This window comes from Streptomyces sp. NPDC031670 (assembly GCF_055580545.1).
The window spans coordinates 1-17,727 of sequence record NZ_JBVILC010000013.1; the positions used below are offsets into that span (position 1 = coordinate 1).

Below are 17,727 nucleotides of genomic sequence, written 5' to 3' on the forward strand. Positions count from 1 at the left end.
TGCCCAAGTCTGATCACGCGAAGGGTGGGGAGATCGACTGAGCAGGTTTGGACGGCGCTAGAGCAGGGGGTGGGGAATTTCAGAGATCCCTATCACCAGCCACATCGCGAGGACGGTCCCGGCCCCGAGGGTCGCCAACCACGCGGCGAGCCCCGTACCTGCCCCGTCCGTGAGGGCGATCAGTGCGAGGAAGACGACGACCAGCGTCGCGACGGCGGCCAGGGCCAGCAGTAACCGTCCGGTGAAGCGGACGGGGCGTATGGCGGACACGGGCATAGTGGACCTCCGACAGTTTCAGAACGCTGTTTCAAAACGACGTTACCAGAGAGGGGTAGGCTGCTGGCCGTGGGTAGGCCGAGAACAAACGACGAGGTCGTCAAAGAGCGGCTTGTGGAGTGCGCGACCGAGATGCTCGCCACCCGTCCGCGAGAGTCGGTCACGGTCCGCGCCGTGGCCGCTGCTGCCGAGGCATCGACGACGGCGGTGTACTCCTTGTTCGGCGGCAAGGACGGACTGATCGGTGCGGTGCGCGACAGAGCCGTCGCCGGCCTGTTCCAAGACCTGTCGGCGGTGCAGACCTCCGCGGACCCTCTCGCCGACCTCTACGCGCTGGCCGTCGCCTACCGCCGCTGGGGGCGCGGACACAGCCACCTGTACACGGTGCTGTTCGGTGGTGTGCAGTCCTTCGACCCGTCGGGAGAGGTCGGTGCCAGTGACCCGATCCGTCCGCTCCTCGCCGCGATCCATCGCGCGCTGGCGGCATCCGTCCTCGCCGGCGAAGCAACGTCGATCGCCCTGTCGATCTGGGCCACCCTGCACGGGCTCGTGACTCTCGAACTGGCCGGGGCCCTAGACACCGCCACGGCCGAGGCCGCGTTCCGTTCGACGATGCACGCCACGTTGCGCGGATGGACGACAGCGTCGGTGTTCCGCGGCCTTCGCCAAGCGGAACTCGCTCCTTGACAGGATCACGCGGTATCCCACCAAAGGCTGTCCCGTAACTGCTGCTTGCCACAGGCGCTGCGCCTTTCTCCGTGCTGGGTTCCCTTGAGCGCGGGGACGTTGTCAGTGGGCGAGGGCACAATGACGTGTGTGGCCACCTCTTCATCCACCGCAGACGTAGCCTCCGGCCCTTCCCTTGTCTGGGTGGAGTCGATGGGCGGCCCCCTGATCGTCGTCCCTGTCTCCGCCCTGGCCTCTTGGGGCGGGTGTACGGAGAGTGGACTTATGGCGGGAGACGCCACTGCTCCAGACGACTACGACCGGGCCTGCGCGGTGGAGGATCTGGCCGGTGTGATCCCCCTCGACGAGAACGGTGCGCAGGCACTGGTGCTGGCGGACGAGCCGGCAACCAGCTGCTATCTGCCCCAGCACCGAGCGTTCCTGCGGTGGCGCGCCGCCGGCTCCGAGGCCGGACTGAGAGCCGCGGCGGACACTGTCCTTGCAGACCCGGCCACGGTATGGGAGGAGTGCGGCACCTGGGTCTCGGACGGTCCGGCGGTGCTCATGGACTCCGCCGAAGCGGGTTCCGACCTGGGCGTCCAGTACCCCGATGGGGGGATGCCCGCTGAGGCGTCAGTTCCACTGCCCGCTGGCCGCTGGAGGGTCCGCGCCACGCAGACCAAGGTGGATGAGGGGAACTGGGTCGGCCTGGTCCAGCTCCTGCCCGCCGAAACCTGAACGGACAGTGCTTCGCCGGGGGTGGTCAGTCGCGGCGCGCAAGGTTGTGCAGATGGGCGGTGCCGAGCATCGCGTGGTGCACGCCATCGCCTTTGAGGCGGCAGTCGCGCAGGATCTTCCAGGTCTTCATCCGGGCGAAGGCATGCTCGACCCGAGCGCGGACCATGCGGTGAGAGGCGTTGTGCTCTTCCTTCCAGGCGGGCAGTTCGCTCTGTCCAGGGTCGCGGCGGTGTGGGATGACGAGCCCGGTACCTCGGTAGCCTCCGTCGGCGATCACTGCGGCGTTCCCGACAGCATCCTTGGCGCCGGATAGCTCCCATGCCTTGCAGCGTTGCGGTTGCCCGGCAGTGGCTGGCCGACCACGACCGCCAGTCGGGTGTCAGCGTCGATGACGACCTGGTGATTCGTCGAGTACCGGTAGTTCTTGGACCGCTCCGCCACCGCGTGGTCGCGGGTGGGAACCAGAGTGCCGTCCACGATGAGCACGGCGTCCTTGCGAAACCGCTTCCGGGGACGGAACGCGAGAAGAGGCCCGACATGCCTGACGATGCGGCTAGCTGCGGACTTCGAGACACCGAGGAGCGGAGCGAGCTGCCACAGTGTCACGTTGGTGCGCCAGTAGGCAGCCACCAGAAGCACCCGGTCCTCCAGCGGCATCCCCCATGGCCGGCCCCGCCGAGCGAAGTCGGCGCCTTCCCGCCGCAGGGCACGCACCACCCGGTTCAACTGGCGCGGAGCCACACCAGTGAACGGGGCTATCCAGGACGGCTCGGACGCTGTGATCACGCGTGACACGATTGAGATCATCGCAGGGCGAGATCACTTACGGGACAGCCCTTACTGAGTTTTTCGTTAGTTCTGTGGGTGTTTGGGGTGGATGGTGAGTCCGGTGTGGGTGAGGAAGGACCACGGGAGTTGGTCGTTGGAGCAGACGCGGTGGATGCCGCGTTCGGCAGCATCTGCGACGTCGGCGAGGTGGTCGCCGGCGAGGTTGGCGAGCTCGCGGGTCTTGACGGCCGACCAGAGTAATTCCACGGGGTTGAGTTCGGGTGCGTAGGCGGGCAGCCGTTCCAGGGTGAGCCAGCCCTGGTCAGCTGCCCAGGCCCGCATACCGCGGCTCCAGTGCGCGGACAGTCCGTCCCACACCAGCAGTACCGGCTCACCGGCGTAGAACGTTTTGACCTGTTCCAAAACCTCGATCAGTGAGGTGGTGTCATAGCTGCCGGGCTTGAGGTGGAAGCACAGCCGCGGGCCACGCCCGGGGTCGGCCGCGTGGTAGCCCAGCGCGGCGGCCATGCCGGCGCGTTTCCAGTTCAGCCGGTGCCGCAGGATGGGGGTGCGGCCGCGGGGTGCGTAGGTGCGGCGGACCTGAGGCAGTAGCGAGACACCGGATTCGTCGAAGAACACGATCCATGCACGTTTCTTCACCGCCCCTTTTTGATGCGCCGCCATTCCTGGGCCACCCACCGGGCGATCTCCGCCTCGTCCCGCTCCACGGCCTGACGTCTGGGTCGTTGCAGACTCCACCCCAGCCGCCCGGTCAGCAGTCGCCACACCGATGCCCGCGCCAGCTTCACCCCGGTCAGGCGTTCAATCACGATGCCGGCCCGCTCCAGGGTCCACAAGTCGGCCTCGAACCCGCGGGCCTGGGCGCCCTCCTCCAACGCAGCCCGCACCACACCGACTTGGGTGTCATCGAGTTTGGGCGGCCGACCAGGGGCCGGCTGTCGCCGCAGCGCCTGGGACCCGCCTTCCTCCCACAGACGTTTCCACCGGCGCACGCTCTCCGGGTGGATCCCCACCATCCGCGCGACCTCAGAATCAGGACGTCCCTGCTCGAACAACTCCACCGCACGCATGCGCCGGGCCTCGGCCAACTGCGGTCGCGTCAGCGGCGGAACGGAGACTTCGGAATCAACAGACACAGGTTCACAGGACACGCCGACATCCTCACACCACCGACGCCTCTGCACCCACAGAACTAACGAAAAACTCAGTAGGGATCGTATCGAGTCGCGATCAATCTTTGGGTTTGCCCTCGGGACGAGGTTTGATCCGGCAGATCGTCTCGCGTGACGCGAGAGTGCGTCGGAATCGCACCAGTTCGAGGCAGACTCGGCCTGATGAACTTGAGCGCACAGGCTGCCGCAGATCTCTATGAAGTGCTTCATCGGAGGGCATCCGGTGCAGGGTCATGGGTGGCTGGGGAGTCGATGCGCTGCTCGGCGCGCAGACGTGAGAGCACCACGACCTGGACGTACTGGTGCTTGCTGAAGACCTACCTCTCCTCGACGAGGTGTTCCGCGATCACGGCTTCGGAGTCCTGCGGGTATGGGAGGCCGAGAACCGATGGATCGAGGTGGACGGAAGCACCCGGCCGACCGCCTTTGTAGCGGGAACAGCGGAGGGCGTGGAGTTGGACGTCCATGTGATCGAGGTGGAGGCAGGCGTCGTCGTCCCATTGTGAGACGTTCCCTGGCCGTTCGACGCGGGCTCTTTGGAAGGACGCGGTGTCATTGATGGTAGGTCGGTTGCCTGCCTGTCGGCACAGACTCAGGTGGCGATGCACCGTGGCTACGAACTTCCGGAAGCCCACGAGCGCAACGTTGCCCTGCTACGTCAATTCGACTGACCGGTGAGGCGCGCTCACTGGCGAGGCCACGGGCGGCACGACAGTGCGCCCGAAGTCGCTGCCGTTGCACGGCGTGACTTCGGCGGAAGTACGCTCCAGGGCGCGTATTCGAGTGGTCAATGGGCGGTCCGTGTGAGGTCCTTGATCCAGATCATCGAGGTGCGAAGGTGGAGGTTGGCGAGGTAGCTCTCTGGCGTCTTGTCATAGCGCGTGGAGATGCCTTGCCAGGCCTTCAGCTTGCTGATCAGGAGCTCGGCAGTGTTCCGCTCTTTGTAGGGGTACAGCCACTACGCCCGCATCGACGACTTCCATCGCGCCAGCGTCACCGCGACGATCTGACCCGACCCAGGCCGAAGGCCGAGCAATAGTCAAGACCTGTGGACGAGCTGACGTGCTCGCAGGCTGCAGCTCCACCAAAGAGTTGGATCCTATGCTGGCGGTCGTGCAGGTTCTGGGTGTGAGCAGTGAGGACGAAATGGTCGCCTGTTTCTTGAACGGCGAGCTGTCCAGCGCGAGGTTCGGCCAGAACCTCCGGTCCCACCTGGCGGCAGGCGGACAGGCCGAGCAGTTGCTGACACATCCGGACCTCTCCGACGCTGGGGCGAACTTCGCACGTCGCGCTCTGCTCGCTGCGACGCGTGGGTACGGCGAGAACCGCGACCTGTTCGAGAACTTCCCCCCTCACGTCACGTGGAACAGGGCGCTTCTGTCCGCCGACGAAGCGGCCGACGTGCGTTACGTCGGCTATTCCTACTGGGCGGAGCTGTCGGGTGGCAGCCGCCGGCCGACCGACGCGGCCACACGCATCAAGGCAGGGCTACGGGCGTTCGACGTGCCGAACGAACCATTCGTCGAGGCAGCCCGCGCGCTCAGAAGAGGTGAGCGATTTCCTCCGCTCATCCTCGTAGGCGAGGGGCAGGCCAGACTGGTCTGTCTGGAGGGCCACCTGCGCCTGACCGCCCACGCGCTCGTTGGCTTCCCGAATGACATCGAATGCCTGATCGGCTCTGCGCCAGACATGGGACGCTGGGCGCAGTAGCACGAGGGCCTGTATCTGGTTGTGATCAGAGCATGGTTCGCGTGAGGTCGTTGATCCAGATCATGGACGCGCGCAAATGCAGGTCGGCGAGGTAGCTCTACGGGGTCTTGTCGTAGCGGGCGGCAATCCCGCGCCGGGTTTTCAGACGGCGATGAGTCGCTACGAGCGTCAATACGGGCGCCGCCCGGGGCCGTGACCCCCACCCCGCGCAAAGAAAGTCAGTGAAATCCACCCCGCGACCGACTGAATTCGCAGGTCGCCCCCTGTGGTCCCCGCGCACGCGGGGTGGTCCCAGGAAGGTGCCGCCGCCGCTGGCTGTCCATACGTGGTGTCGAGGATCAGTGAAACGGCGCAGTGCTCAGCCAAACTGCGCAGTCGGGCCCGAGGCTGGGAGGGCCGAAGGTCGGTCGACTGGCGGCATCGCTTCCTGCGCGGATTCCGTGGGCCAGCCGGTCGGCAGCCCACTCAGCCGCTCGCCTGCGTCAGGGGGGCGTGCACGGCCCCGGGGCGGTGGGACCCCGGCAGGTGTCTGAGCTGGGGTGAGGGTTTCAGGCGCCGGCCAGGACCGCGTTGGCGCGTTCCAGGACGGTTGCGAGGACGCGGCCGGCGACAGCCAGGTCCTCTTGTGGCAGGTTGCCCCACAGCCCCTGGATGAGCGGGCCGAGTGCGGTGCGGACCTCGGTCCACCGGGCTCGGCCCTCGTCGGTGACGTGGACACGGCCCTCGCCGTCATCGGTCAGGAACCCCGCGGTGGTCAGCTCGGCGATCCGCTCGGCCACCGCCTCCTCGCTGGCCTGCGTGGCACCGGTGACCTTGCCGATGAGTTCGGCGCGGTCGACGGTCCCGCCGCTGACGACGGTCAGTGTCAGGGTCACCCACTGGGGCTCGGTGATGCCGGTCCCGACGAGATGGCGCTCCAAGATGGCGTTGAGGGCCTTCTCGGTCTGGCCCACGAGTGCGGTACCGAAGGGCTGGGTGCTGGTCATGATCTGGCCTCAATCCGTTCACTGATCTAACGTTTATTCGCCGAACGTTTCCGGCGTGAACGAACTTACATCGTTAGTCCGACTAACACAACCGGTAGGATCACCGACATGACCAGCAGCACCGAACCCATGGACCTCCCAGACCCCGAACGGCGCACGCCGGACAGACTGCGCACACGGGCCAGCCGGCTGCTGGCACAGATGTCCGCACAGTCGGAACGCCTGATCAGCGACGGGCTGGCCCAGGCCGACGCCCGCACATGGCACTACGCCGTGCTCGCCTCACTGCAGGAACACGGCCCGGGCAGCCAGGCGACACTGAGCCGGCGCACCGGCATCTACCGCAGCGACATGGTCGGCGTCCTCAACGAACTGGCCGAACGCGGCCTCATCCAGCGGGCACCAGACCCCGAAGACCGCCGACGCAACGTCATCACCATCACCACCCAGGGCCGCCGCCACCTCCGCCACCTCGACAAGGTCCTGGACACCCTCCACGACCAACTGCTCGCCCCACTGACCCCCGCCGAACGCACCCAGCTCGTACACCTGCTCACCCGACTGCTCGACCACCACACCCAGCAGGCACCCCACCCCCCGACCCCCTGACCACCCCACCGCACGCCAAGACCGCTCACAATCACGCGGCGTCGGCGTACAAGCGAACGCGGCCCCGGCAAGAATTTCGCAGCCCGAGATCATCTCGGTGACACGGCCGGCCGTCCGTATAGCGGGCAGTCTCTGACTGTGCCCTGCTGAACCGCCCGGCCTGTTACCGCAGTTGTCTGATGTGCTGGGGGAATCGTCTCCCCTGCCGTGGTGTCGGCCCGAGCCCGTATGAGAACCAGGAAACCAGCGGGACGCACAGGGTTCAGACAGCTCAGCGAGTGGTGCCACAGCCGCTGTGCACGACGCCTCGCCGACGTCACACTCGCGGGCCGACCTTTGCGCATCGGCCTGTCAGTACATCGACTGTACTGCGAAAACACGACGTGCCCGAAGGTCACCTTTGCCGAGCAAGTGCCGGGTCTGACGACGCCCTACCAGCGGCACACGCCGCGGTTGCAGCGCGTGGCAGAGGATGCCGTTGGGGGTAGTACTGGCCGGGCAGGGCGGGTCCCGGGTTGCTGCGGATCTTGAACATCAGGCTTGCGCGGTGTGCTGACCTGCCCCAGCTGACGGCGAAGTCCAGCCACCTCATGCGCTATCAAGTCATATCCCACTCGAGTATTTTCACGATTGCTTCACAACCGAGGCACCGGTGTCACACTGCCTGATGCCCCGTCAGGCGCGCGACGCAAGTCCATCGCCGCTCCGGATCGGGGAGGAACCGGGGACTGGCGTCCATGCTTGTGGGAGGGGAACAGTGGCACCTCAGGAATCCCTGCTCAAGGTCTACGGAGACCGTTCGTACCGGCACGTGACGATGGCGCGGCACCAGGGCACGACCATAGCCTTCGCAATGGACACGTCTCGCCGGATCGTCTACTCCGTGCTGGACCTGTCCGGGCAGCAGGCCAAGGGCGACACGGACGCCGCGTACTGGAGCGAGAACCCGGCCGAGCTGGTCTTCCCCCGGGAGCTGGCCGAGGTGGGGTACGCCGTCGTCGGTGCGACGGCGATGCCGACGGTCAAGCGCGGCGGCACCGAAGCAGCCGCCGACGAGCGGCCGACAGCCAGTGAGACCGACCCGTTCCTGTCGACGACGGCGCGGCTGACGGCGGACGCGCCGTTCCACGTCATCTCCGACGGTACGTACGTGGTGGTGCTGCGGCAGTCGGTCGGCGAGACGGACTCCGGCGCGGTGTACAAGCTGACCCGCGGCGGCTGTTCGGGGGATGCCGCGCGCACCGATTACGTGCTCAGCGGCACGAAGAAGGTGCCGCTGGTGCGGGACACCCTGCTGTGCGACCGGTTCCTGCTGGTGGACGGCAAGCTCAAACCGGTCCTGGAGGTGCGCTACAGGCGCAGCCGGCACGCCACCCGCCCCGAGTCGGCCAAGGACAGCCTGGGCACCGAGGACATGGAGGGCCGGCCGTTCTACGAGCCGACCCAGGAGCTGTCCTTCGTCCGGAACCTGACCCAGGGCCGGTTCGCCGCCGTGCTGGTGCCGACCGCGATCAGCGGGGTGCAGCGCTGGCAGCTGTTCGCCCACAACGATGCCACCGGACGGATCGACTGCTTCAATGTCGAGCAGGGCGTCCAGGGCCTGTTCAACACCCAGGGCACCCGCTTCTACACCGGCCCGGACCCGGCCTACCGGGATTCGGTGTTCGAGCGAAGTCCGGGCAACTGCCCCTTCACCGGCCGCGAGCTGGTGCCGCCTGACGGGCAGCGAGGGGCACGCGGAGACGGCGTTGCGGCTGTCCGGCACCGACGCCCACGTCGACCTGGGCGATCCGGCGGCCCTGCGCTTCGGCGGCAAGGCGTACTCGGTCGAGGCCTGGGTCAAGCCCGCCTCTCTCGGCGGCCCAGTGCTCGCCAGGAGCGGGGAGTACCACCTGAGCCTGGACGCCACCGGTGCGGTGAGTCTCAGCCACGAGGGGGCGCCGTCGGCGCTGACCTCCACCGAGACGGTGACGGCCGACGTCTACACCCACATCGCCGCCACCTTCGACGGCACGACGGCGAGGCTGTACGTCAACGGCAGGCCGGCCGGTAGCGGGGCGCTGCCCTTCACCCCGGCCACCGGTGTGAACACCCTGATCGGCAAGCGGACCGCCGACCACTTCGAGGGTGACATCGACGAGCTCCGGGTGTGGAACCGGGTCCGCTCCGCCACCGAGCTCACGGAGCAGATGAGCCACCGGCTGATCGGCAACGAGCCGGGCCTGGTGGCCTACTACCGCTTCGACGAGGGCGCGGGAACCACCGTCTACGACCAGACGGACCGGGCCCTGCACGGCACTTTCGAGGGCGACGCGCGGTGGACCGGCTCGGATGCCCCGGTCGGCGACCACCCCGGGGTGCGACGCGACAGCTTCGCCCTCAAGGGGCACACGGTGGTCTCCGGCATGTCGGCCGTGCTCTACCACCAGCAGGAGAAAGTCGTCACCGGCTACCGCCCGGACCCCAAGCCCGCCAAGCGGCAGGCCCGGGTGCTGCTGGCCTTCGCCGCCAAGTACGGCCAGGACCCGGCCGTGGCAACCCTCGACTTCGCCGTCGGCCGCGACGGCCGGCTGGCCCAGGCCCCGGACGTACTGGACCCGGCGGTGCTCAAGCGGCCGGCCAAGGGCCAGGACTCGGAGCAGATCAGCACCCTCCAACAGCTGATCAAGCGGCTGGAGCCGGAGGTCGCCGCCCTGCCCCCGGAGATCGCCCGGCTGGCCGCCACGGCCGGCACGGGGGCCGAGCGCCAGGCGGAGCACGACCGGCTCAAGCCCGGCTTCGACGCGTTGGAGGCGCGCTGGTTCGCCGAGAAGGACCTGGTGACCTCCTGGCTCTACAGCCTGGAGCTCAAGACCCCGCGTATGTTCAACGACTACGCGGCGAAGTGGCTCTTCGCCGTCCTCTCCTCGCAGAACGAGGCCGGGCTGGCCCTCACCCCCGACACCCCCCCGGTCGACCTGGCGGGTGCAGTCCGTCGGCGAGAGCCAGGACGGCCGGCCCTGCTACTGGCTGGTCGCCAACGAGCGCAACGCGGACCTGCGCGTCGCCGACAACTCGACGGCGGAGAACGCCCGGCTGAGCACGGCGACCACTCGCGAACCGTCCAACCAGGCCGCGCAGTTCCAGCTGATCACCGAGGGCGAGTACGTCCGCATCGTCAACCGCCGGAGCCGGCTCGCAATCGGCCTGCCCGGCACGGCCCAGTACGCGCTCCCGCTCCAGTCGAGCGAATGCCTCAAGGCGGATTCTGGCCTGTTCCGCATGAACCGCCTTTCCATGCCCTCGGGTCTGGACGTGGCGTACCTGGCGGCCAAGGCGAAGATGGACGCCGCGCGCCAACTGCTCCAGGAGGCGCGCACGGCCCAGCAGCGCGTCGCCGAGCTGCAGCTCGCACTGGCCGCCAAGCAGGCCGAACTGCAAGACGCCCAGGACAAGTTGGCGCGCCTGTCGGCCGCCCTGCAGGGGGGCGACGACCTCACCGTGGCCATGCCGCTGCTCGCGGTGGACACCACCGGTCTGAGCCTGGCCGGCGGCCTGCTCGAATTCGCCCGGGGCACCGACCGGCCCGCGCTGCTGGACAGCGGCACCGGCAACGTGGTGCTGTACTTCCGCGGCGCCAACGAGCAGTTCTTCGCGGTGTACTACGACACCGCCGTCATCCGTGGCACCCAGACACTGGCCGGGGACGGCGGCACGCTCACCTTCGTCGCCCGCGACCCGGGCATCGCCCTGGACGGCTGCACCATCAAGGTCAGCGACGGCGACGCTCCCGGTCGCTGCGACCTGACCATCACCGTCGGGACCGACACCGAGACCTGGAAGTCGCTCCCCCGCAAGGCCGACCTGATGACCGCCGCGCTGGCCGGCAACCCCGGTCGGCCGGTGACGGTGGGCGCGGTCGCGCGGGTGACGGGCAGCACCGTGGAGTTGACCCAGGCCACCACCGTCCTGATCCCGGCCAGGGCCCACCTGTTCATCGGCGGCGCCGGCTATGCCGCGGCCTCCCGATCGGCACCAAGACGCTCACCCTCACGGCGGCGGCCACCGCGGCCAAGCCCGGCGACAGGATCAGCCTGGTCGGCTACGACTGGGCCCGGGCGGAGTCCACCCGGGCCGGCGTCCTGCTCTCCGCCGGGTCCCGGCTGGTCGGGCTGAGCGCGGGCGGGGTCGACTCGGTGCCCAACGGCACGGCCAAACCGACGATCAGCGGGCGCGGCTGCCGCTGGCGCGCCGAGATGCCCGGGCGTGCCTTCCTGTTCGACGGCAAGGAGCAGTACCTTTCGCTGCCCGCCGGCAAGCAGCAGGGCGTCACCCCGAGCGGTGACCTGACCCTGGAAGCCTGGGTCAGCCCCGAGGCCGGACAGGGCCGGATCATCCACGCCAGGACGGACGAGTCGGCCTACTCCCTGGCGCTCGCCCCCGCCGGACTGCCGGTGCGGCAGTTCCTCGGTGACCGCAAGGCCGAGCTGACCGGCGCACTCGACCTCGCGGGCCGCGACTTCACCATCGAGCTGTGGGCCAAGCGCAACCAGTCCCGCGGCCGCCGGGAGCCGCTGCTGACCCACGGTGTCATGCAGGGCCGGGTGGACCAGACGCTACACCTGTACTTCGAGCCCAACGACACCTTCGGCTTCGGGCTGTACTGCGACGACCTGACCACCGCTCAGCCCTACCCGGACCTGGAGTGGCACCACTGGGCCGCCGTGTACAAGCACGCCACCCGCGAACAACTCCTCTACCGGGACCGCATCGAGGTGGCTCGCCGCACCGCCACCGGTCCCTACACCGGCAGCGGGCCGCTGCTCCTTGGCCACCAGCCGTTCACCGGCGACTACCTGGACGGGCAGATCGACGAGGTCCGCGTCTTCGGCCGGGCACGCACCCCGCACGAGATCTCCGCCGAGCGCCACCAGCGGCTCTCCGGCCGGGAGCCCGGCCTGCTCGGCTACTGGCCCACCTCCGACGGACCGAGCAACCCCGCCTCACCGATCAAGGGCTACCAGGTGGTGGCCCGGGTGGGCGACAAGGTAGTGAAGTCGGCCGAGCGCTTTCCGTGCCACGAGTGGGCGCACCTGGCCGCCACTTTCACCCAGTCCTGGGCGCTGCGCCTGGACGGGGGCGAGGGCCTGGCGGTGGCCCCGCAGTCCGCGCTGGACCTGCTGGAGGACCTCACCATCGAGGCGTTCGTCCAGATCGACCGGCTGGGCACGCCGATGGGGCTGGTCGCCAAGGGCAAGGTGGTGGACGGCGGCCGGGACGGGGTCCCGTACCAGCTGGGCATCCTGGCGGACGGCCGGGTGGAGTTCGCCTTCGCCGAGGCCGACGGCAAGGCCGTCCGGTACACCTCCGACCGGGCCGTCACGCCGGGCACCTTCCAGCGGGTGGCCGTGGTGCGCCAGCGCCGCAAACCCGACAACTCCGCCACCGCCCAGGCGAATCCGAACCTCCAGCCCGAACAGGACATCCGCTTCTTCCTCGACGGCATCGTGGCCGGCAGCTTCCTCTACAGCGGCCCGGGCGCGCAGTCGAACACCGGCGAGCTGGAGATCGGCCGCGGGCTGCGCGGCGTGCTGTGCGAGGTGCGGCTGTGGAACGCCGCCCGCCCGGCCGTCCAGCTCGGGCTGCCGGTCGCCCCGCGCGAGAAGGGACTGCTGGCCCGCTGGCCCTTCAACGAGAACGCCGGCAACGTCACCCTCGACACCTCCGGCTCCTTCCCGGCGAAGCTGCGCGGCGCCCGCTGGACCCGCGACCTGGACCCCAACGCCAGCCCGCTGCGGGTCTACCGCAACGGCGAGCCGCTCGCCGAGGGCCCGGTGACGGCGCAGGACAGGGTGCCCTGGGGCGACACCCAGCTCACCCTGGGGGCCCGGCTGGCGGGCGGCAAGCCGGCCGACCTGCTGACCGGCACCCTGGAGGAGGTGCGGGTCTGGCGCACCGTCCGCACCCGGGAGCAGATCAACGACAACCTGTTCGCCCGGTTGCGCGGGGACAAGCAGGACCTGCTCGGCTACTGGCCGTTCGACCGGGACTCCACCGAACCCGGCACCACCTCCGTGCGGGACGAGGGCCTGCGCGGCAACGATCTGGCCTTCTCCGCCAAGCGCCCGCGCATCCTGCTCTCCACCGCGCCCGTCTCCACCGACACCGCCCAGGTGCGCTCGGCCCTGGCCGACGTCCGCACCCCCTTCCACGACACCATCGCCGGCGCGCCCGGCGCCACCGAGTACGCCGACCTCCAGTTCGACGCCAAGGGCGAGGCGCTCGGCGTGCTCAAGCGCTGCTACGGATTCGTCCGCGACGGCCGCTGGCACCTGGTCACCGGCTACAAGGTGGGCGACCTGACCACCGAGTGGGCCGGCCAGGCCCAGTTCGACCCGCAGCTCATGGGCTACATCGAGGGCGCGCCGCCGGTGCCCTCGGAGAACCTCACCGACAAGCCCGACGGCTACGCCGGTGTCTCCTCGGTGGAGTTCACCGAGGCCGACCAGGTGGTGCGCAGCCTGTCCTCCAACAAGAGCAGCAGCATCACCACCGCGTTCAACTTTGCCCTCGCCGTCGAGACCGACGCGAGCGTGATGACGGTCGCCGCGCCGCTCGGCGTCGGCATCGCCAAACCGCTGGCCGAGGGCCAGATGAAGTTCGGCGTGACGGGCGGCCTGGAATTCTCCAACACCTGGAGCCAGGACACCAAGGTCAGCCAGGGCCAGAACACCACCCGCAAGACCAAACTGGGCCTGACCGGGTACCCGGAGAACGGTCTCAAGGTGCTCAACTCCGCCCTCGGCCGGCGGTTCGTGCCCGCCAACACCGGCCTGGCGCTGGTGCAGTCGCAGACCGCCGACGTGTTCGCGCTGCGCCTGGCGCACACCGGCGCCCTGGTCGCCTACCGAATGCTGCCCAACCCGGACATCCTGGTGGACTGGAACCTCATCCACTTCCCGATCAACCCCCGCTACACCAAGCAGGGCACCCTGGACGGCGCAGTGGGCTTCGACGACCGGGGCAAGGTGACCGACCCCGACTACCCCACCGCCACCGGCTACGGCGAGTACAGCTACTTCAAGCCCCGGGACGCCTACGCGCTGAAGCGTCGCATCACCCGCGACCAGCAGCGCCTGCACGCCTACTACGAGTCGATCTCCACCGAGACCGGCCACCAGATGGGCGCGGACCCGGCCGAGGCCCAGACCAAGGCGATCCTGCGCGACCTGGGGATGACGGCCGATCCGCAGACCGGTGGGCGGACACCCGGCGGCAGCGCCACCGCCACCGGCTTCTCGCACCGGGATCTGGTCAACACCTACGTCTGGACCGCGCAGGGCGGCTTCTTCGCCGAGACCACCGACCTTACCGACGCCGTCAGCGAGACCACCTCGGGCTCGTACAGCTTCAGCCACCAGGTGGGCGGCAACTTCTCGTTCAACTTCGGCTTCCTCGACCTCGGCTGGAGCGGCTCGCTGGACGCCTCCCGGGGCGGTGGGTTCAGCGTCACCCGGGCCAAGAGCAAGGACGCCTCCCGCTCCTTCGGCCTCGACGTCCAGTGCGCGCCCTCGGGCGACCTGCAGCGGCGGGACAAGGACGGCAAGCCCGTCTACGACGCGGCGGGCAAGCCGGTCCTGGTGCCGGGCAAGGTGGACGCCTACCGCTTCCTCTCCTTCTACCTCGGCGAGAACAGCGCCAACTTCGACGACTTCTACCACAGGTGGTCGACCCGACCTGGCTGGCGGGCAGCGACGCCCCCGACGCCGCCGCCCTGCGGCAGACCCGCCAGAACAACGCGAAACCCCCGTGCTGGCGGATCCTGCACCGCGTCACCTACGTCAGCCGGGTGCTCGCACCCGTCCCGCCGCCCAGCGCGCCGCCGCTGGAGAAGGCGATGCGCGCCGAGAACATCGACAGCAACTACGAGCTGATCAAGCGCCTCGAACCGTACGTCCGCCCCGCCGCCACCACTACCGGAAGCCTCGCCACCGCCACCCGCGAAGCCCTCACCGCTCAGCTGCCGGAGCTCCTCCCCACGCCACCGAGATCATCGACTACCTCACCCGCTACTTCGGCATGGAGAACTGACATCCGCCCGGCCCTCCGGCAGCCGGAGGGCCGGGCAGAGCCCCTCAAGCGGACCGCCTCCGACACGCTTCCCGTCGCGATCGACTTCGATCCAATGCGGTCATAGTGAGTCACGTTCGAAATGCGATGAAGCGTCAAAGGGTCTGTGGATTGCATGGGTTGAACCGGACCGGCAGAACCCGGTTAGTTCTCTCCAAGAGGCGGAACCCATGACCCTGGCCGGGTCCTGCCCACCACCACCTGCTCCCGCGGAACAGTCGGGACATTCGCAACCCGCCCTAGCCGCAGAGCCGCCCGGGACTGCCAAGTAACGCCCCTTCGGCTGCACAGACATCGCCCCGCAGGGCCTGTCCAGCGCTGCTGTGGGTCTTTTACCGGTTGCTCCACCGGCAGCGCGTTCCGTACGCCATAGTGGGGGCAGCGGAGCCGGACGGGGGGATCTTTCATGATCGAGCAGGCGTACCTTCAGCAAGGGGACGTGACCGTCCCGGCGGTCGCGTCGTTGCAGACCCGGATCGAGGCCGCGATCGACAACAATCCCGCGCCGGACACGGGAACCGTCCTCGACCGCGCCACCTTCTGGTTGCAGCTACCGACCACCACGATGTTCACCGGCATGCTGGACAAGCGCTGTGAGGCCCGCGGCACGCACGTCGCGAACGCCCTCAGTGCGCCCGGAGCCGGGGGACTGTACGACCCCGCGGACCTGTCAGCGGCCGGGGACATCACGGCCAAGTGGACCGCAATCAGCGAGCGCCTGCACATCGGCCGCGCCGTGACCGTCAAGGGCCCGACCAACCACGTCGGCGGACCCAAGAGCCTGTTCATCCAACCCAACGGGGCCGGATTCCACGTGATCGTGCTTCTCGCCGACGGCAACGACGGCGGCCCCAACGGACGACCCTTCTTTCTGGCCTTCGACCCCGACGTCAGTGCTGCCACAGAGGCCCGACAGACGTGGACGACCAGGAAAACCATCGGCGACACCGCCACGAAGGTGTCCGCGCTCACTCACGCGGACGCCATCGCACAGATCAAGCTCATGCTCCTCGGCGACGACGCGAACAGCTTCGGCCCGCTGATCCGCAAGTACTACATCGACACGGCCGCGAACTTTCCCGCGATCTCCCGCGCCGGGACCGGCCAGTAGCTATTGCGGCGGACTTGCAGCCTGTACCTAGGTACGGGTTTACCGTCGGAGGTGTTCCCGCCCTCGGGGGCGGGATGACGGGAGCGAGTGCGATGAGTGATCTGGCGTGGGTGCCGCAGTCCTGCACGCTGCCAACCGAGGAGCGGCCTCTGCGGGTCGCAGAATGGGACGTGCTGTCCTCCGAGCGGCTGACCTCGCTGTCGCGGCCCGAGCCGCTCCGGCTGCGTCTGGAACTGGCCGGCGGACCGGGCGTTGAGGAGCGGGTCCGTGATCTGGTGGAGCGCGAGGGCGGCTTCTGCTCGTTCTTCACCTTCACCACCACCCCGGGCGAGGACTTGATCGCTCTGGACATCTCGGTGGACCCGGCGCACGAGGCCGTCCTGGACGCCCTCGCCACGCGGACCGCCGCCTCTCGGGAGTCGCGGTGAGCTCGGGCCTGCGCAGTGGGCAGGTCGCCGAGGCGGCCGGGGTGAACGTGCAGACCCTGCGCTACTACGAGCGGCGCGGCCTGCTGGCCGAGCCGGCACGAAGCAATGGCGGCCACCGCCTGTACGGCGAAGACGCGGTGACCGCGCTGCGGGTGATCAAGGCCGCCCAGCGGCTCGGCTTCACGCTGGAGGAGGTCGCCGAGCTGCTGGAGGCCGGCCGCCACCGCCACGGCCGCCCCGTCACGGGCTTTCAGAAACGTGCTGCGGCCAAGCTCGCCGAGGTCGACGCGAAGATCGCCGACCTGACCACCATCCGCACCGCCCTGGCCGCTGCCGTCGAAGCAGGCTGCGTCGACCTGACCGACTGCGCCTCCAGCGCCTGCTGTCCCATCCCCTTCACCGGCCTCGCCGAGGAGAACCGCCATGCCGGACCCTGCTGCTGACCTGCGCCCCCACCGCGCCCCGAAGGCGCTCGGGGGCCTGGCCGCCCTGGCCTGTGTGGCGTGTTGCGCGCCGCCTGTCCTCATCACCGCAGGTGTCGTCGGCGCCGGGGCCCGGGCGGTAGTCGGCCGGCTGCCCGCCTTCGCCGTCGTCCTGGCCGTGCTCGCCGCGGGGACCTGGTGGCTCGGCCAGCGCCGCCGCTCCCACCCCTGCGCCTGCGCTGCGAAGGCCGCAGGTGAGAGCGGATGTGGATGCAAGGCGTCCACGGACCCGCTGAAGATCACGAGCACCCGCCGGTAGGGTCGCCAGCCCCCCGGCGAGCAGTCCGGGGCCCCTTCTGCAGGGCCTCCCCCAGCCGTACCGGGACCGCATAACCGTGGGATGCACGCACCCCGTACCGGAGGGCACCCACCATGAGCGCGCTACAGCACGAGACACCACCCCACGGGGACCCGGGCCCGGCGCGGACCCGGAGGGCCGCCGAGATCCGCGCCGTGGATCTCCACGCGGTGCCGCACCCGCCGCGGTTGAGACGTGCCGTCAGCGGAGGGGCGACGGTGCTTCGGCGCATCGCCTGGTGGGCGATGGCCATGCCATGGGAGAAGGCAGGAAGCCCTGAAGGGCAATGAGCGGACAGTCGCAGGACGTTGTCGGCATCACGAAACGGTCGGCGATCGGCCGGAGGAATTGCG

At 69.0% G+C, this 17,727-nt stretch carries 17 protein-coding genes and 3 pseudogenes; 14 read left to right on the forward strand and 6 right to left on the reverse strand.

Features of this window, described 5'->3' with window-relative positions; genetic code table 11:
* Window positions 1-57 precede the first annotated feature (57 nt).
* Window positions 58-270 (reverse strand): hypothetical protein, encoded by a 213-nt coding sequence (locus ACZ5ID_RS23295; RefSeq protein ID WP_468901124.1) that lies wholly within the window; start codon window positions 268-270, stop codon window positions 58-60.
* A gap of 75 nt (window positions 271-345) precedes the next feature.
* On the opposite strand from ACZ5ID_RS23295, the gene ACZ5ID_RS23300 reads away from it, so the two are divergent.
* Window positions 346-963, forward strand: a complete 618-nt coding sequence (locus tag ACZ5ID_RS23300; protein ID WP_468901127.1) for a TetR/AcrR family transcriptional regulator — start codon at window positions 346-348, stop codon at window positions 961-963.
* 192 nt (window positions 964-1,155) lie between these two features.
* The gene (locus tag ACZ5ID_RS23305) at window positions 1,156-1,680 is read left to right on the forward strand and encodes an Imm21 family immunity protein (RefSeq protein WP_468901696.1); all 525 of its coding nucleotides are present in this window, start codon (window positions 1,156-1,158) and stop codon (window positions 1,678-1,680) included.
* 25 nt (window positions 1,681-1,705) lie between these two features.
* Here the strand turns inward: ACZ5ID_RS23305 and ACZ5ID_RS23310 are convergent.
* The 3 genes and pseudogenes from ACZ5ID_RS23310 to ACZ5ID_RS23320 form a co-directional block, all read right to left on the reverse strand.
* Window positions 1,706-2,487 (reverse strand): annotated as a pseudogene (locus ACZ5ID_RS23310) (transposase).
* A gap of 45 nt (window positions 2,488-2,532) precedes the next feature.
* Window positions 2,533-3,108: a transposase gene (locus ACZ5ID_RS23315; protein WP_468901130.1), complete on the reverse strand. Its 576-nt coding sequence runs from the start codon at window positions 3,106-3,108 to the stop codon at window positions 2,533-2,535.
* Entirely contained in the window at window positions 3,105-3,605 is a 501-nt protein-coding gene (locus ACZ5ID_RS23320) for an IS630 family transposase (protein WP_468901133.1), read from the reverse strand. Before ACZ5ID_RS23320 ends, ACZ5ID_RS23315 begins: the two co-directional genes overlap by 4 nt.
* A gap of 338 nt (window positions 3,606-3,943) precedes the next feature.
* Between ACZ5ID_RS23320 and ACZ5ID_RS23325 the strand changes: the two genes are divergently transcribed.
* Together ACZ5ID_RS23325 and ACZ5ID_RS23330 are read left to right on the forward strand one after the other, a co-directional pair.
* Window positions 3,944-4,147: a hypothetical protein gene (locus tag ACZ5ID_RS23325; protein WP_468901136.1), complete on the forward strand. Its 204-nt coding sequence runs from the start codon at window positions 3,944-3,946 to the stop codon at window positions 4,145-4,147.
* Between the two features lie 30 nt (window positions 4,148-4,177).
* Window positions 4,178-4,312 (forward strand): nucleotidyltransferase domain-containing protein, encoded by a 135-nt coding sequence (locus ACZ5ID_RS23330; protein WP_468901139.1) that lies wholly within the window; start codon window positions 4,178-4,180, stop codon window positions 4,310-4,312.
* Between the two features lie 116 nt (window positions 4,313-4,428).
* Here the strand turns inward: ACZ5ID_RS23330 and ACZ5ID_RS23335 are convergent.
* A pseudogene (locus ACZ5ID_RS23335) lies at window positions 4,429-4,587 on the reverse strand (IS5/IS1182 family transposase); the annotation flags it as partial.
* 155 nt (window positions 4,588-4,742) lie between these two features.
* Here ACZ5ID_RS23335 and ACZ5ID_RS23340 point away from each other — a divergent pair.
* A complete protein-coding gene (locus tag ACZ5ID_RS23340) occupies window positions 4,743-5,351 on the forward strand; it encodes a hypothetical protein (protein ID WP_468901142.1) in 609 nt (202 codons plus the stop codon).
* 548 nt (window positions 5,352-5,899) lie between these two features.
* Here the strand turns inward: ACZ5ID_RS23340 and ACZ5ID_RS23345 are convergent.
* Window positions 5,900-6,337, reverse strand: a complete 438-nt coding sequence (locus tag ACZ5ID_RS23345; protein WP_468901144.1) for a hypothetical protein — start codon at window positions 6,335-6,337, stop codon at window positions 5,900-5,902.
* A 108-nt stretch (window positions 6,338-6,445) separates the two neighbouring features.
* On the opposite strand from ACZ5ID_RS23345, the gene ACZ5ID_RS23350 reads away from it, so the two are divergent.
* From ACZ5ID_RS23350 to ACZ5ID_RS23390, 9 genes and pseudogenes are all read left to right on the forward strand, one after another.
* Window positions 6,446-6,946 (forward strand): MarR family winged helix-turn-helix transcriptional regulator, encoded by a 501-nt coding sequence (locus ACZ5ID_RS23350; RefSeq protein ID WP_468901147.1) that lies wholly within the window; start codon window positions 6,446-6,448, stop codon window positions 6,944-6,946.
* 1,577 nt (window positions 6,947-8,523) lie between these two features.
* Window positions 8,524-9,066: pseudogene (locus tag ACZ5ID_RS23355) on the forward strand (LamG domain-containing protein); the annotation flags it as partial.
* An 844-nt stretch (window positions 9,067-9,910) separates the two neighbouring features.
* Entirely contained in the window at window positions 9,911-11,101 is a 1,191-nt protein-coding gene (locus ACZ5ID_RS23360) for a hypothetical protein (RefSeq protein ID WP_468901718.1), read from the forward strand.
* Window positions 11,102-11,121: 20 nt separating this feature from the next.
* The gene (locus ACZ5ID_RS23365) at window positions 11,122-14,859 is read left to right on the forward strand and encodes a LamG domain-containing protein (protein WP_468901699.1); all 3,738 of its coding nucleotides are present in this window, start codon (window positions 11,122-11,124) and stop codon (window positions 14,857-14,859) included.
* Window positions 14,823-15,122 carry a hypothetical protein gene (locus tag ACZ5ID_RS23370; RefSeq protein WP_468901150.1) on the forward strand — a complete coding sequence of 100 codons (300 nt, stop codon included), beginning with the start codon at window positions 14,823-14,825 and terminating at the stop codon, window positions 15,120-15,122. Before ACZ5ID_RS23365 ends, ACZ5ID_RS23370 begins: the two co-directional genes overlap by 37 nt.
* Before the next feature lie 339 nt (window positions 15,123-15,461).
* Entirely contained in the window at window positions 15,462-16,166 is a 705-nt protein-coding gene (locus ACZ5ID_RS23375; protein ID WP_468901152.1) for a hypothetical protein, read from the forward strand.
* 92 nt (window positions 16,167-16,258) lie between these two features.
* Complete coding sequence (locus ACZ5ID_RS23380) at window positions 16,259-16,594, forward strand: hypothetical protein (RefSeq protein ID WP_468901155.1); 336 nt, start codon at window positions 16,259-16,261, stop codon at window positions 16,592-16,594.
* Window positions 16,591-17,037 (forward strand): MerR family transcriptional regulator, encoded by a 447-nt coding sequence (locus ACZ5ID_RS23385; RefSeq protein WP_468901158.1) that lies wholly within the window; start codon window positions 16,591-16,593, stop codon window positions 17,035-17,037. Before ACZ5ID_RS23380 ends, ACZ5ID_RS23385 begins: the two co-directional genes overlap by 4 nt.
* Complete coding sequence (locus ACZ5ID_RS23390; RefSeq protein WP_468901161.1) at window positions 17,018-17,335, forward strand: hypothetical protein; 318 nt, start codon at window positions 17,018-17,020, stop codon at window positions 17,333-17,335. Before ACZ5ID_RS23385 ends, ACZ5ID_RS23390 begins: the two co-directional genes overlap by 20 nt.
* Window positions 17,336-17,727: the final 392 nt, after the last annotated feature.

Coding starts and splice junctions, on each gene's coding strand:
- ACZ5ID_RS23375 (WP_468901152.1), top strand. CDS start 15,462: ATGATCGAGCAGGCGTACCTTCAGCAAGGGGACGTGACCGTCCCGGCG.
- ACZ5ID_RS23340 (WP_468901142.1), top strand. CDS start 4,743: ATGCTGGCGGTCGTGCAGGTTCTGGGTGTGAGCAGTGAGGACGAAATG.
- ACZ5ID_RS23380 (WP_468901155.1), top strand. CDS start 16,259: ATGAGTGATCTGGCGTGGGTGCCGCAGTCCTGCACGCTGCCAACCGAG.
- ACZ5ID_RS23345 (WP_468901144.1), bottom strand. CDS start 6,337: ATGACCAGCACCCAGCCCTTCGGTACCGCACTCGTGGGCCAGACCGAG.
- ACZ5ID_RS23305 (WP_468901696.1), top strand. CDS start 1,156: ATGGGCGGCCCCCTGATCGTCGTCCCTGTCTCCGCCCTGGCCTCTTGG.
- ACZ5ID_RS23350 (WP_468901147.1), top strand. CDS start 6,446: ATGACCAGCAGCACCGAACCCATGGACCTCCCAGACCCCGAACGGCGC.
- ACZ5ID_RS23370 (WP_468901150.1), top strand. CDS start 14,823: ATGCGCGCCGAGAACATCGACAGCAACTACGAGCTGATCAAGCGCCTC.
- ACZ5ID_RS23390 (WP_468901161.1), top strand. CDS start 17,018: ATGCCGGACCCTGCTGCTGACCTGCGCCCCCACCGCGCCCCGAAGGCG.